This window comes from Streptomyces sp. NPDC001157 (genome assembly GCF_053598255.1).
Genome location: NZ_JBSFJW010000019.1, coordinates 110,986 through 125,115, shown reverse-complemented (window position 1 = coordinate 125,115; position 14,130 = coordinate 110,986). Strand labels below are relative to the sequence as shown.

The window sequence follows — 14,130 nt, the reverse complement described above, 5'->3', positions numbered from 1 at the left end:
CTCGTGCCGCCCGGATAGGAAGAAGCCATGACTGGACTCGGTGCTGTGTTCCGACCCCAACTGCCTCCCGAGCGCCTCAGGGACGTCGCCCGCCTCGCGGACGAGAGCGGCCTCGAGGAACTCTGGCTCTGGGAGGACTGTTTCCGGGAGGGCGGGATCTCCACCGCCGCTGCCGCTCTTGCCTGGACCGAGCGGCTGCGGGTGGGCGTCGGGCTGCTGCCCGTGCCGCTGCGCAACGTCGCCATCACCGCCATGGAGACCGCCGCGCTGCACCGGATGTTCCCGGGGCGCGCGGTCGTCGCCGTCGGGCACGGCGTGCAGGACTGGATGGGGCAGGTGGGGGCGCGGGTCGAGTCGCCCGTCACGCTGCTCCGTGAGCACCTTGTCGCGCTGCGGACCCTGCTGGGCGGTGAGCGGGTGACGACCGAGGGGCGCTACGTCCGGCTGGACGACGTCGCCCTGGACTGGCCGCCCGCCGGACCCGTGCCCGTTCTGGCCGGAGCCACCGGGCCGCGTTCGCTGCGGCTGTCCGGAGAGGCGGCCGACGGCACGATCCTCACCGCGTCGACCACGGCCGACGGCGTACGGCAGGCCCGCCGGCTCATCGACGAGGGGCGGGAGTCGGCAGGGCGCACCGACCCGCACGAGGTGGTCGTGTACCTCCTCACCGCCACCGGCCCCGACGCCACCGCCCGGCTCCGCGCCGAACTCGCCGACGAGGGCCTCGAGTCCGTCCCCGACCTCGGTGTCGCCGGAGACGCCGGCGCCGTGGCCAAGGCCGTACAGCGCCTCGCGGACGCAGGCGCCGACAGGGTGATCCTCCAGCCGACGGGCGACGAACCCGACCCAGAGGGATTCGTACGGTTCGCGGCACAAGAGGTCAGACCGCTGATCCCATGACCGCAGGGTTCGCAAAAGTCCGCGACGGTTCCGTAGCGCGCCCCATAGGGGCGCGGGGAACTGCGCGACCAGCCACGACGGAGCCGCGGATGTTGCCCCACCGCAAATCACTCACGTCCCGCAGGGAACCCCACCGCTTCGAGACCCTCCTCGCCGAAGGCGCCGCCGCACCCACCGAAGGCTGGGACTTCTCCTGGTTCGAGGGCCGTGCCACGGAGCAGCGGCCGTCATGGGGCTACGCCGTCTCCCTGGCAGGCCGCCTCGCCGGGGCAGAAGCCGCGCTGGACATCCAGACCGGCGGAGGCGAGGTCCTGCACTTCGCCCTCGGCCGGGCCGAGAAGCCACCGGTGCTCACCGCCGCGACCGAGGGCTGGCCGCCGAACGTCGCCAAGGCCACCGCCCTGCTCCGCCCCCACGGCACGGTGGTCGTCGCCGTACCCGAGGACGCCCCGCTGCCCTTCGCGGACGGCGCCTTCGCCCTCGTCAGCAGCCGGCACCCGGTGACCCCGCACTGGACGGAGATCGCCCGCGTCCTGGAGCCCGGCGGCACCTACTTCGCCCAACACGTCGGCCCGAACAGCGTCTTCGAACTCGTCGAGCACTTCCTCGGCCCCCAGCCTGACGCGTCCCGCAGCACCCGCCACCCCGACCGCGAACGCGCCGGAGCCGAAGCGGCCGGCCTGGAGATCGTCGACCTGCGCGCCGAACGGCTCCGCATCGAGTTCCACGACATCGCAGCCGTCGTCCACTTCCTCCGCAAGGTGATCTGGATGGTCCCGGACTTCACGGTCGAGGCGTACGAGGACAAGCTCCGCGCACTGCACGAACGGATCGAGGCCGAGGGCCCGTTCGTCGCGCACAGCACCCGACACCTCCTCGAGGCCCGCAAGCCGCACCGCCGGTGAGCCCTATGCGTGCGGCCCCGCCGTCACCTCCCCGATCACCAGCTCCGCCTCGGCCTCCAGCACTTCGCCGACCCGTTCCACCTGCTCGCCCAACTCGCGCTCCTGCCGCGCCGTCAGCCGTCCGAGCGGCTCCACCGTGACGGTCGTACGACGACCCCGGCGCCGCTGGTGCCACACCCCCGCCACCACGCCGTCCACCAGCAGCACCGGATAGTTGCCCGCCTGGCCGCCCGCCAGCGCACGTCCGTGCGCGGCCCCCGGGAACAGCAGCTCCCGGGGCTGCGCGGCGATGCCGTACGCGTCGAAGTACGGCAGCAGACGGACCCCGGGCAGCCGCTCCTGAGGGAACTCCGCGTCGCCCGCCACGACCCAGTACCCCCTCGCCCCCTCGAAGACGACCTCCTCGATCTCCCCCACCCCGGCGAGCGTGCCGAACAGCTCGACGGCCCACCCCCCGGGTGCCGCCAGCCACTTGGCGAAGTTCTGCGGCGTCGCCGGGCCATAGGCGCGCAGATAGCGGTGGGCGAGCTCGCGCACCGCCTCGTCCGCCGGCAGCGGAGCGAAGTGCGGCGGGCGGGTGTACGTCACCTTGCGGCCGCGGTTCGGGCCGAAGCACAGGGCGCCGGACTGCCCGGCCCGGTGCAGCACCTGCCGCCAGCGCGGCCACAGGTCCTGGAAGGCGGGCATCACCCGGTCGCCGGCCCAGGGACCGGTACGGGCGACGACCTGCTCGCTCAGCTCGTCGATGGTCAGGGACACCCCTTCCAGGGCGTCCCCGATCGCCGCCACGATCTGCCGTGCCTGCTCCTCGGTGACCCGTACCCCCGGTGCGAACGGGCTCGCGGTGGACGGTACGGCGGGCAACGCCGAGCACCACAGAGGCAGTCCCCGCGCGGGCAGCAGATGCACGGTCCCGCGCGGGCCGTGCGTCTTCACCAGCTCCTGCTTCTCCCACAGCGCGGCGCGCACCGCGGCCCGGGTCGTCCCGGCCGTCCGCACCCCCACCGACACCTCGGCCGCGGACAGCACCTGGGCATGCGCGGCGAGCATCGCGTCGACCACATCGGCGACCGCCGTGCCCGGCTCGGCAGGGTTGGCCAGGAACTGCCGTTCCAGTCGGCGCGCGCTCGCCTCGTTCCAGCTGATCCTCAAGGTCATGAGACGACCGTAGGAGGTAAGCAGGACAGTTTCTGTCCTAGATGGAGGTTCCGCGCGTGAAGGCCGGCGGTTTCCACATCGTTATCCCCGCGGGTCGCCTCCAGTCCCATGTGTCACGTAAGTTCAGACCAAGGTAATTCGCGTGAGCAAAGCTGCGCGGCGGCACCGCGCAGTGGAGGGGGCTGCGCGGTGCCGTAGCCACGTCAAGTCGACGTTCGTGGGCCGGGTCACCCGGCTGGGGGATGCGGGGACAACTCGCCGAACGAGGCCCAAGACCCGGCAAACCCTCCGGATCACGCCGCTTCCCGCACGTTTCCCCTGGAAATCCGCTGTGATCCGGCCATGAGCCCGCCGTGAAAGTGCCTCTCCATGGCCATCGGCGCGTCGTCGTTCGAATTCGGAGAGTAGTTGTGGCACGCCGATGCACCCAGCAGCACTTACGAAGGGTTATGGTGGAAACCCCCCCTCGGGCCGGTCCGTCTCCCCCCCACGGACCGGCCCGTTTTCTTGCCCCCCAGCACCCCTTGGGAGAGCGGTGGTGGAGCCGGGGGTAGGCTTCGCCTCCGGGGACCGCCATACGGACAGGATCGCCCTCCACACTCCTGGGCCCGCGCCTGTCCGATCCGTACGGAGGGGCTGACAATCACGTGAACCTGCGCGACAAGCTGCGCGGCCTGCTGGTCAGGCTGTACGCACGCCGGGTGGAAGGCCACCTGGACCACGCTCAGGTGCCCAAGCACATCGGCGTCATCATGGACGGCAACCGGCGCTGGGCGAAGGCCGCGGGCTCCTCCACCGTGCACGGCCACCGGGCCGGTGCCGAGAAGATTGAGGAGTTCCTCGGCTGGTGCAGCGAGACGGACGTCGAGGTCGTCACCCTGTGGCTGCTGTCGACGGACAACTTCGACCGGCCCCAGGAAGAGCTCGGCCCGCTCCTCGGGATCATCGAGGACGTCGTGAAGGCCCTCGCCACCGACGGCCGCTGGCGCGTGCACCACGTCGGCACCCCCGACCTGCTCCCGCCGCAGATGCAGACCACCCTGAAGGAGGCCGAGGAGGCCACCGCCGGCATCGACGGGATACTGGTCAACGTCGCCATCGGATACGGCGGCCGCCAGGAGATCGCCGACGCGGTGCGCGCGATGCTCCTCGACGCCCAGGACAAGGGCACCTCGATGGAGGACCTCGCCGAGGCCGTCGACGTCGACATGATCGGCCGCCACCTCTACACCGGGGCCCAGCCCGACCCCGACCTGGTGATCCGCACCAGCGGTGAGCAGAGGTTGTCCGGATTCATGCTCTGGCAGACCGCGCACTCCGAGTACTACTTCTGTGAGGTCTTCTGGCCCGCCTTCCGCAAGGTGGACTTCCTGCGCGCCCTGCGTGACTACGCGGCGCGACACCGGCGTTACGGCGGCTGACACGCCGTACGCCATCCGAAGGGCGCGCGAGTACCCCGATTTGGGGCATCCGTAACAAGGAGTTCACCAGGGTGCCGTCATATGCGTCGGCATGGTGACGCATGTTCGAGGGCATAAGCCAGTCAGGTCGACGCCCGAACCACGGGTGTCGGATCTCAGCGGGCGGCACGGGGCCGTCCGCCCGGGAGGCCCTTTGCACCAGCCCGACCGTGCGGTTCCAGCACGGAAGACAAGGCGGAGGGCCGGTATTCGGCCCGTGCATCGCGGCCGTCGACCGGCCCAGCTCCACTCCGTCGCTCCCCGACCTCATCCGAGGGGGTACGTCCTTCCGTGGTGACCAGCACAAAGCGCCACAAGCCAGACCGGCGCACCTATGTTCTCGACACCAGCGTCCTGCTGGCCGACCCGAACGCCCTGAGCCGCTTCGACGAGCACGAGGTAGTGCTCCCCATCGTCGTGGTCACGGAGCTGGAGGCCAAGAGGCACCATCCCGAGCTCGGCTACTTCGCCCGGCAGGCCCTCAGGCTGCTCGACGAGTTCCGGGTGAGGCATGGCCGCCTCGACGCCCCCATCCCGATCGGGGAACTCGGCGGCACCGTGCGTGTCGAGCTCAATCACTCGGACCCCAGCGTGCTGCCGACCGGCTACCGCCTGGGGGACAACGACTCCCGCATCCTCGCGGTCGCCCGCAATCTGCAGGCCGAGGGGTTCGACGTCACCGTCGTGTCGAAGGACCTGCCGCTCAGGATCAAGGCCTCGTCCGTCGGCCTCCTCGCCGAGGAGTACCGCGCCGAACTCGCCATCACGGACTCCTCCGGCTGGACCGGAATGTCCGAACTGACCCTGCCCGGTGAGCAGGTGGACATCCTCTTCGAGGAAGGGCACGTGTATGTGCCCGAAGCGTCCGACCTTCCCGTGCACACGGGTCTGACCATCCAGTCGGAGCGCGGCAAGGCGCTCGGCCGGGTCACCGCCGAGGGCAACATCCGCCTGGTGCGCGGCGACCGGGAGGCCTTCGGTATCAAGGGGAGGAGCGCGGAGCAGCGGATCGCGCTCGATCTGCTCCTCGACCCGGACGTCGGGATCGTGTCCATGGGCGGCCGGGCTGGCACCGGCAAGTCGGCGCTCGCGCTGTGCGCGGGACTCGAAGCGGTGCTGGAGCGGCGCCAGCATCAGAAGGTGATGGTCTTCCGGCCGTTGTACGCGGTCGGCGGGCAGGAGCTCGGCTATCTGCCAGGCTCCGAGGCCGAGAAGATGAGCCCCTGGGCGCAGGCGGTCTTCGACACACTGTCCGCGGTCACCAGCCGCGAGGTCATCGAAGAGGTCACCGCGCGCGGAATGCTGGAGGTCCTTCCGCTCACCCACATCCGCGGACGCTCGCTGCACGACGCATTCGTGATCGTGGACGAGGCGCAGTCACTGGAACGGAATGTCCTGCTGACCGTTCTGTCCCGAATCGGTGCCAATTCACGGGTGGTTCTCACCCATGACGTGGCACAGCGGGACAATCTGCGCGTCGGACGCTACGACGGTGTCGTCGCCGTGGTGGAGAAGCTGAAGGGGCATCCGCTCTTCGCGCATGTGACGCTGACCAGGTCCGAGAGGTCCCAGATCGCGGCGCTTGTGACCGAAATGCTCGAAGACGGACAGATCTGAGACGGAAGGTCAACTCTGAGGTAATTCAAGGGCGGTTGGCGCCGTTCCGCAAAGGCCGTGAGCCTAGCGGGGCGGCGCCTTCGCGTGTTGCTGTTTCTCGAAATCCCTGGGGTCAAACGGGATGTGAGCTTTCACACGCAACTCAGAATTGCCACCCGGCGTCCGGTTACGGCAGAGTCTCACTCCTGTCAGGCCCCGCATACGACACACCTGTACCCCCAGCGGTACGGAACCACATGAGCACCACAGCTAACTCCACAGCGTCGTCGTATGCCGCCCGAGCACCACGCGGCGCTCCCCTCGCGGGAGTTGCCCACCGGGCCCGCGCCTCCCGTGACCCATTAGTTGGGAGGCCAGAGTCAGGGGCACGATTGCGTCCGCCAGGGTCACCGAAGCGGGCGATGCTGGAAGGAAACCGTGTGAGCCGGATTGCGGTCCGGGGATTCGCAGTGGCCTCGGCCACCGCGGTCACCGCCGTCGGATGCGTTGTCGGAGTTGCCTCGGGCAGCACCGCTGTGCCCAACGACGCCGAGGCGACGGCAAGCGACGCGACGCTCCTGGCGGACATACCCGCGGGCCAGCAGGCCCAGGTCCAGACCGCCTCCCTGACGCAGCAGGCCGACGCCCAGGCGATCCAGGCCGACGCGAGCGCCAAGAAGGACGCCGAGGAGGCCGCCCGCAAGGCTGCCGCCGACACCGCCATCGCCAAGAAGGCAGCGGCGGAGAAGGCGGCCAAGGAAGCCAAGGAGCGCGCCGAGGCCAAGGAGAAGGCCAGCCGCAGCGCCGGTGACTTCCCGATCCAGAGCTCGTACTCCGTCGCCGAGATCCAGGCGATGGCCCGGCAGATGGTGCCGAGCGGCCAGTTCCAGTGCTTCAGCTACATCGTGGACCACGAGTCCAGCTGGAACTACCACGCGGTCAACGCCTCCTCCGGCGCCTACGGTCTCTTCCAGGCACTGCCCGCCTCGAAGTACTCCTCGGCCGGCTCCGACTGGCAGACCAACCCGGCCACACAGATCAAGTGGGGCCTGAACTACATGAACAACCGCTACGGCAGCCCGTGCGCGGCGCAGTCCTTCTGGGCCGCCAACCACTGGTACTAGGAGCTCCGTCCGAGCCCTCTCAACCTTGCGCAGCCCCTCCCCGTCCTTAGGGGAGGGGCTTTCGCAATGTACGGTCGGACGCGACGACTCCGGGGGGAGTGGTGGGGAGAGACGGGGGAAGAGGACGGATCATGTCGCGAGTGCCAGGGTGGCTCGGCCGTATCGGTGCCGGTCTGACCGAGGTGAGTGAGCGGTTGGACGAGCGTCGCGCCGAGGTGGAGCGGGAGTCGGACGACCCGACGCCGTCGCCGCGCAGGACGGCGACGCCGCCTGTGGACCACACCGCCGAGGCACCGCCCCCGCCCGTCGTCCGCCCCGACCCCGTACAGGCCGTGCCGTGGAGTGTGCGCGTCGCCGCCGAGGCCGGCTGGCGGCTGCTGGTGCTCGCGGGCACGGTCTGGGTGCTGATGCGGGTCATCAGCGCCGTACAACTCGTCGTCTTCGCCTTCGTCGTCGCTCTGCTCATCACGGCGCTGCTGCAGCCGACGGTGGCCCGCCTCAAGAGTTATGGCGTGCCGCGCGGCCCGGCCACCGCCCTCACCGCGATCTTCGGCTTCGTCGTCCTGGGCCTGCTGGGCTGGTTCGTGACCTGGCAGGTCATGGAGAACATCGACAACCTCTCCAACCAGATCCAGAACGGCATCGACGATCTGCGCAACTGGCTGCTGAAGAGCCCCTTCCACGTCACTGACAAGCAGATCAACCAGATCGCCAAGAACCTGCGGGAGGCGGTCGGCGCCAACACCGACCAGATCACCTCCGCCGGTCTCGAAGGCGTGACGGTCGTCGTCGAGGCACTCACCGGCATTCTGCTGACGTTCTTCTCGACCCTGTTCCTGCTGTACGACGGCCGGCGCATCTGGGAGTGGACGCTGAAGCTGGTGCCGGCGGCGGCCCGCCCCGGTGTCGCGGGCGCGGGCCCGCGGGCCTGGCGCACGCTGACCGCCTATGTGCGCGGCACGGTGCTGGTGGCCCTGATCGACGCCATCTTCATCGGCCTGGGCATCTACTTCCTCGACGTCCCCATGGCCGTACCGCTGGCCGTGTTCATCTTCCTGTTCTCCTTCATCCCGCTCGTCGGTGCGGTGGCCTCCGGCGCGCTGGCGGTGGTCGTCGCGCTGGTCACCCAGGGCGTGTTCACCGCGGTGATGACGCTCCTCGTGGTCCTCGCGGTCCAGCAGATCGAGGGCCACATCCTGCAGCCGTTCATCCTCGGCCGCGCGGTACGCGTCCACCCACTCGCGGTGGTCCTGTCGGTCGCGGCGGGCGGCATGGTCGCCGGGATCGGCGGCGCGGTGGTCGCCGTACCGCTGGTGGCGGTGACGAACACGGTGGTGGGGTATCTGCGGGCGTACTCGGCCGGACTTCTCCCCGCCGATCAGCAACAACCAGCCCCTCCGGCGACTGAGGACGAGGCCGTTCAGGCCGAAGGGGGGTCCGGGGGCACAGCCCTCGGCGACGTCACCGAAAACACCGGCGCCTGACAGCCACCGCTCGATCAAATCCGCACCGAAGAAAGCGATTTGAACGAGCCCCCGGCTCAACTTCCGTCACCTGGCGACAGCTCGGAAACCTGCGCCCGGAATATGCGTTCGGCCTGATACACCTTCCCGCGTGATGTCGGGCTACGACCTGTTGACGCGGGCGCTGGCCGCCTGCGGGCGGGACGGGTGGACCGGTGTCCTGCGTGTGTCCGGGGCGCCCGGCGGCGCCCTGCACCTCAGGGACGGGCTCGTCGTCGCCGCCGAGTCGCCCGGGGCGCCGGGCCCCGAGACGCTGCTGCTGCGGTCCGGGCGGGTGGACGGCGAACAGTGGGCCGCGCTGGTCCGGGAGGCCAGGGGCGCACGCTGGCCCGCCGCCGGGCTGATCGCCCGCGGATACACCGGTGCCGCCCAGCTCAGGGTGGTGTGCGTGATGGCGCTGCAGGATGCGGCGTTCGCGATCCTCGCGGGCCGCGTCGACGGCTGCGAGCGCGCCGAGGACGGCGTCGAACCGACCGCTCCGGTCGCCGAGGGCGAGCCGCCGGCCCGGCTCCTGGAGGACGCGGCCCGCAAACTCGCCGCCCTCGCGGCCCTGCCCCGCCCCGTCCACCCCGATCGCGAACGGCCCGTCCCCGCCCCGCACTCCGGCGGCCCGCTCACCGCGCTGCAACGCGCGCTGCTCGACCACGCCGACGGCCGCCGTACCGCCCGCGACCTGGCCTTCCGCACCGGACGCGGCGTCTACACCGTCACCGTCGAGGTCGCCCGGATGCTCGGCGAGGGGCTCCTGGAGTGCCCCGCCGTGCCCGCGCCGATCCCGGTCCGCGCACCCCCCGACGGCATCCGCCACCGCATCCCGCCACCGCCCGTACCACCCCCGCCGCAGCCGCCGGCACCCGTCGACCTGCCCCGACGCAGGCCGGGCGGCTTCTTCCGGCTGCGGAACGGAACCCCGAAATGAATCAGCCCAGCAGCTGCCGATCGCACGAAATGCAAAGAGAAATAGGGGAGTTGAGCATATGGACCACGAAGCTCTGGCGCTTGAGATGCGCGGCCTTCGGGAGCAGGTGGCCGGAATCACCGACACCGCGGTCGCCGCGTCCGACGGACTGCTGATCGCGGCCGACACCGCAGACTCGATCGACCCGGAAGGTCTCGCCGCCCTCGCCGCGGCCGGCCTCGGCCTCGCCCGCCGCACCGCCCAGGCGACCGCCCGCGGCCCCCTGCGCCGGACCGTGACGTACGGCAGCCAGGGATGTGCGGCCTTCTACGCCGTCGGTGACACCGCCCTGATGGTCGTGCTCGGCGACGAGGGCATGGACGTCGACGGCCTGCACCGGGCGAGCGGGCCCGCCCTTGACCGCATCGGCTCGATCCTCATGCAGCACAACAAGACAGCAGAAGGAGTCTGAAGGGATGGCGACGAAGCGTATGACCCCAGGTTTCTCGGACCAGGTGATGGGCCTGGTCAAGTCCCTCCGTACCGATGCCCCCGACTGTGTCGCCTCGGGCGTCGTCGACATGTCCACCGGCATGTTGCTTTCGTACGAGACCGTCGACAACCACCCGCCGGAGGTCCTGGACCTGCTGGCCGGTGCGACCCTCGACCTGTTCCAGGGGCGCACGGTGGTGATGATCGAGGACGTGTTCAAGGAGCGCCGTGGGATCCAGAGCGACAACCACTTCTTCCAGGAGATCCTGGTCAACAGCGAGAACCTCACACACCTGTTCGTGCGCATGAATGAGCAGCAGGACGTCGTGGCCGTCGTCGTCTGCCGCAAGTCGGTCAACGTGGGCATGCTGTTCGCGCAGGTACGGCGGGTGGTGCGGGAGTACGGCCTGTGAAGGGACAGGGCCCCTCCCCATGTCGGGGAGGGGCCCTGGGCCGGCTACTCGGTGCGCAGGCCGTCCGGGCGCATCAGCCGCAGCAGCGGGGGCAGGCTGAGCAGGGTCACGGCGAGTACGACACTCGCGCCGATGCCCGTCATCGTCAGCACACTCGCCCAGTCCACGGTCACCCTCTCGCCGGTCATCCGCAGCAGCACCGCGCCCAGCGTCAGCCCGACCGCTGACGCCAGCATCAGACCCAGCGCGATCGGAATCGCCGTCTGCCACAGCACCGACAGGCTCAGCGTGCGGCGTCGGGTGCCGAAGGCGACCAGCGAGGACAGCAGCTTCTTGCGCTCGCGCAGCTGCTCCAGCTGGGAGACCAGCAGACTCGCGCCGATCAGCAGCAGGACACAGGTGGCGCCGACGGACAGGCCGTTGCGGATGGGCTTGAACTGCAGCGACTGCTCGCTGGCCGCCAGATTGAACGTCTCCGACAGCGGATCCAGCCGGGCCGCGGCATTGCGCACGTGGTCACGGGCATCCGGCACCGACTGGTCCAGCGACACGTACACCATGGGGCTCAGGCCGGCCTGCGCGGACGCGGGCAGCGCGCCCGGCGTGAAGAGCAGACCGCCGCGCTCGTAGCCGGTCGGGTCCGGGCGCCCCTCGGCGGTCAGGGTGCCGGAGGTCACCTTCCAGGCGGCCGTGTGGCTCGGGTGGTCGTCGTACCGGGGGTCGAAGTACAGCGTCCGGCCCGGCGTGAGGAACTCCTTCGCCTTGTCGCCGTACTCGCCGCCGGTGATCCGGAACACGTCGCCGTCCCGGCAGGAGGCCAGCCGCGCCACCTCGCGCAGCTCCGCGCAACTGCCGACGGCGACCTCCAGCGAGTTCTCCGGGTTCTTTGCCCGGTCCGCGGCGGAGCCCAGCGAGAGGGCCGATGCGTGGCGCACCCCCTCGGTTCCGGAAAGCGCACGGCTCACCTCGGCCAGCGGCACGTCGCTGTGCAGGGAGACCTGCATCTGCGCCCGGTTCAGGTCGTTGCGGGTCTGCTTGGTGTAGTCGTGCTCGACCCCGGCGAACAGCATCTGCAGCGCGATCGCCCCGGCCACCGCGACCGCGATGCCGTTGACCATGCGGGCGGCCGAGCCACTGCTCAACTGCAGCCTGCGGACGGCCAGTTGCCAGGAGACCGAGCCGGAGTTCAGCCGGGCCACCACGGCCTCGACGACCCACGGCAGCAGTGCGGTGACGCCGACCAACAGCAGCACGGTGCCGCCGATCACCATCCACTCGTTGAAGCGGCCGTTGTCGTTGCCCTGGCCGATCATCGGGTAGAGCAGCCCGAGCCCGCCCAGCGGCAGCAGCAGCCGCCACCACAGCCGGCGGCGCGGGGGCTTGGCCGTACGGACCACACCGAGCGGTTCGATGACGACCCCGCGCAGCGCGAACAGGGTGACGAGGACGGCCGCGGCCGGTACGGCGACGGCGACCAGCGCGACGAGCGCGGGGGAGGGGTTGAGGTCGCTGGGGAAGACGCTGATGTTCCGTACCACCAGTATGCTCGCCGACTGCCTGGCCGCCACGAAGAAGACGGTGCCGAGCACCAGCCCGAGCAGCGCCCCCGCGAGGGCCTCACCGCCGGCGATCCGACGGGCCATTCGGCCGTCGGCGCCGACCAGCCTGAGCGCCGCGAGGCGCCGGTCCCGGCGCTCGCCGCCGAAGCGGACGGCCGCCGCGATGAACACACCGACCGGAAGCAGCAGCACCACGAAGATGATCATGATGAGCAGGATCAGGACCGGGTCCAGCTTGTCCGGCGTGCGGTTGGCGGAGGGTCCGAAGTAGTCGATGCGCTCGACGTAGCCGTTGGAGAGATGGTTCTCCAGGCCGGTGGCGCCCGCGTAGAAGGCGAGTTCGGCGGGTCCGATCAGTCCGGAGTTCTGGATCGTCCCGGTGATCCGGTAGGGGTAGCGCTCGCGCAGCAGCTTGCCGGAGTCGGACTCCAGCAGCTCCTTCAGCGCCGGCGAGGCGACCATCTCGCCCTTCGCCGGGAACTTCGCCACGCCCGGCGGCAGCGGCGCCTTCACCCCCTCGGGCTCCACGAACCGGCCGCGGATGTCCTTGCTGCGGAAGGACGTCTCCGCGTTGGCGATGATCAGCGTGTGGTCCGACTTCGGCAGCGTCTTCGCGCTGTACGTGAAGTCGTCCCGGTCGGTGCCCCGCTTGTCCCGGGCGGACAGTGCGCTCGGGATCGCCGTCGTGATCAGCAGCAGCGCCACCCCCAGTCCGACGCCCACAGCCGTCAGCACGGCCCGCGTCCACCCCTCACGCCCGCCCGCGAAGGCGAACCGCACCCCCATGGCCAGATCCCCGGCCCACCCCCGCAGAGTCATACGGCCCGCTCCATGTCCCGGGACTTGCCGTCCCGTACGACGATCTCGCGGTCCGAGTACGCGGCCACCCGTGCCTCGTGCGTGACGAGGACGACGGCGGCGTTGGTGGACCGGGCCGCGTCCGTGAGCAGCTCCATCACGCGCTCGCCGTTGAGCGAGTCGAGGGCGCCGGTGGGCTCGTCGGCGAACAGCACACGCGGGTCGGTGACCAGCGCCCGTGCCACGGCGACCCGTTGCCCCTGGCCGCCGGACACCTCGCCGGGCCGCTTCTTCCTCAGGTCGTCGACCTCCAGCCGCTCCATCCAGGTCAGCGCGGCCCGCTCGGCCTCCTTGCGGGAGGTGCCGTTGAGGCGGAGCGGAAGGGCGACGTTCTCGACGCACGTCAGCTCCGGCACCAGCTGCCCGAACTGGAACACGAACCCGAACTCGGAGCGCCTGAGCGCACTGCGCTCGGCGTCGCTCATGGTCGCCATCTCGCGACCGGCGTACATGATCGACCCCGAATCGGGCGTCACGATCCCCGCGAGACAGTGCAGCAGCGTCGACTTGCCGGACCCGGAGGGGCCCATCACGGCGACGACCTCACCGGGGTGGATGGAGAACTCGGCACCGTCCAGCGCGGTGGTCGGTCCGTACGACTTGCGCAGCTCGTCGGCGACGAGCAGAGAACCTGCGGGAGTCACTTGGCCACCGCCTCCGCGAGCTTGTCGAGGCGCGCGGCGGTGAGCTCCAGCCAGCGCAGGTCGGCCTCGAGATGGAACAGGGCGTGATCGCAGATGAGCTGGTCGGCCAGGTCCCCCCTCCGCTTCCGGTCGGTGAGGATCCGCATCATCCGCAGGTGCTCGGAGCGCTGCGTGTCGAGGATGTCGGCCGCGTTGCGGTGGGTGAGCAGTGCGAGGACGACCTTGGTGTACAGCGTGGACTGCAGATACGGCTCGGGCGCCTCCGGCGTCGCGAGCCACCGCTCCACGTCGGTGATCCCGGCGTCGGTGATGGCGTACCGCTTGCGCTCGGGCCCGCCGCCCGCCTCGATGCCGTCGACCTCGACGAGCCCGCTCTTCAGCAGACGGGACATCGTCGAATAGACCTGGCCGTAGTGCAGCGGCCGGTCGTGACCGAACTTCTCGTCGAAGGCCCGCTTCAGGTCGTAGCCGTGGCGGGGTCCGGACTCCAGGAGTCCCAGAAGGGTGTGACCGATGGACATGTCCACGACTCTACACATGGTGTATACGCCTTGTGTATACGCCCAGTGTTTAGATCATGGCGGGGGGTAGAGCTCGGTC

General features: G+C 70.2%; 13 protein-coding genes. 9 read left to right on the top strand and 4 right to left on the bottom strand.

The genetic code is table 11. The features are described 5' to 3' along the window. Positions 1–27: 27 nt before the first annotated feature. Positions 28–900 carry an LLM class flavin-dependent oxidoreductase gene (locus ACWDAG_RS28810; RefSeq protein WP_450698457.1) on the top strand — a complete coding sequence of 291 codons (873 nt, stop codon included), beginning with the start codon at positions 28–30 and terminating at the stop codon, positions 898–900. 89 nt (positions 901–989) lie between these two features. Next, the gene (locus ACWDAG_RS28805; RefSeq protein ID WP_450698456.1) at positions 990–1,805 is read left to right on the top strand and encodes an SAM-dependent methyltransferase; all 816 of its coding nucleotides are present in this window, start codon (positions 990–992) and stop codon (positions 1,803–1,805) included. Between the two features lie 3 nt (positions 1,806–1,808). Here the strand turns inward: ACWDAG_RS28805 and ACWDAG_RS28800 are convergent, their stop codons facing one another. Then, positions 1,809–2,963 (bottom strand): winged helix DNA-binding domain-containing protein, encoded by a 1,155-nt coding sequence (locus ACWDAG_RS28800; RefSeq protein WP_450698455.1) that lies wholly within the window; start codon positions 2,961–2,963, stop codon positions 1,809–1,811. A 647-nt stretch (positions 2,964–3,610) separates the two neighbouring features. On the opposite strand from ACWDAG_RS28800, the gene ACWDAG_RS28795 reads away from it, so the two are divergent. The 7 genes from ACWDAG_RS28795 to ACWDAG_RS28765 all read left to right on the top strand — a co-directional run bounded on the left by ACWDAG_RS28795 (position 3,611) and on the right by ACWDAG_RS28765 (position 10,469). Further along, positions 3,611–4,384, top strand: coding sequence for an isoprenyl transferase (locus ACWDAG_RS28795; protein ID WP_450698454.1), 774 nt, complete (start codon positions 3,611–3,613; stop codon positions 4,382–4,384). A gap of 330 nt (positions 4,385–4,714) precedes the next feature. Further along, positions 4,715–6,040: a PhoH family protein gene (locus ACWDAG_RS28790; RefSeq protein ID WP_450698453.1), complete on the top strand. Its 1,326-nt coding sequence runs from the start codon at positions 4,715–4,717 to the stop codon at positions 6,038–6,040. Between the two features lie 419 nt (positions 6,041–6,459). After that, the gene (locus ACWDAG_RS28785; protein WP_450698452.1) at positions 6,460–7,143 is read left to right on the top strand and encodes an aggregation-promoting factor C-terminal-like domain-containing protein; all 684 of its coding nucleotides are present in this window, start codon (positions 6,460–6,462) and stop codon (positions 7,141–7,143) included. Positions 7,144–7,274: 131 nt separating this feature from the next. Next, positions 7,275–8,627, top strand: a complete 1,353-nt coding sequence (locus tag ACWDAG_RS28780) for an AI-2E family transporter (protein WP_450698451.1) — start codon at positions 7,275–7,277, stop codon at positions 8,625–8,627. Positions 8,628–8,760: 133 nt separating this feature from the next. After that, on the top strand, positions 8,761–9,585 hold the full coding sequence (locus ACWDAG_RS28775) for a MarR family transcriptional regulator (RefSeq protein WP_450698450.1): 825 nt from the start codon (positions 8,761–8,763) through the stop codon (positions 9,583–9,585). A gap of 58 nt (positions 9,586–9,643) precedes the next feature. After that, positions 9,644–10,036, top strand: a complete 393-nt coding sequence (locus ACWDAG_RS28770) for a roadblock/LC7 domain-containing protein (RefSeq protein ID WP_450698449.1) — start codon at positions 9,644–9,646, stop codon at positions 10,034–10,036. Positions 10,037–10,040: 4 nt separating this feature from the next. After that, the gene (locus ACWDAG_RS28765) at positions 10,041–10,469 is read left to right on the top strand and encodes a hypothetical protein (RefSeq protein ID WP_351462188.1); all 429 of its coding nucleotides are present in this window, start codon (positions 10,041–10,043) and stop codon (positions 10,467–10,469) included. 44 nt (positions 10,470–10,513) lie between these two features. Here ACWDAG_RS28765 and ACWDAG_RS28760 read toward each other — a convergent pair whose 3' ends face one another. From ACWDAG_RS28760 to ACWDAG_RS28750, 3 genes are read right to left on the bottom strand one after another with little or no spacing between them, the layout of a single operon-like run. Beyond that, entirely contained in the window at positions 10,514–12,847 is a 2,334-nt protein-coding gene (locus tag ACWDAG_RS28760) for an ABC transporter permease (protein WP_450698448.1), read from the bottom strand. Next, a complete protein-coding gene (locus ACWDAG_RS28755) occupies positions 12,844–13,530 on the bottom strand; it encodes an ABC transporter ATP-binding protein (RefSeq protein ID WP_450698447.1) in 687 nt (228 codons plus the stop codon). Before ACWDAG_RS28755 ends, ACWDAG_RS28760 begins: the two co-directional genes overlap by 4 nt. Beyond that, positions 13,527–14,051: a PadR family transcriptional regulator gene (locus ACWDAG_RS28750; protein WP_450698446.1), complete on the bottom strand. Its 525-nt coding sequence runs from the start codon at positions 14,049–14,051 to the stop codon at positions 13,527–13,529. The genes ACWDAG_RS28755 and ACWDAG_RS28750 overlap by 4 nt, the downstream gene beginning before the upstream one ends. Positions 14,052–14,130: the final 79 nt, after the last annotated feature.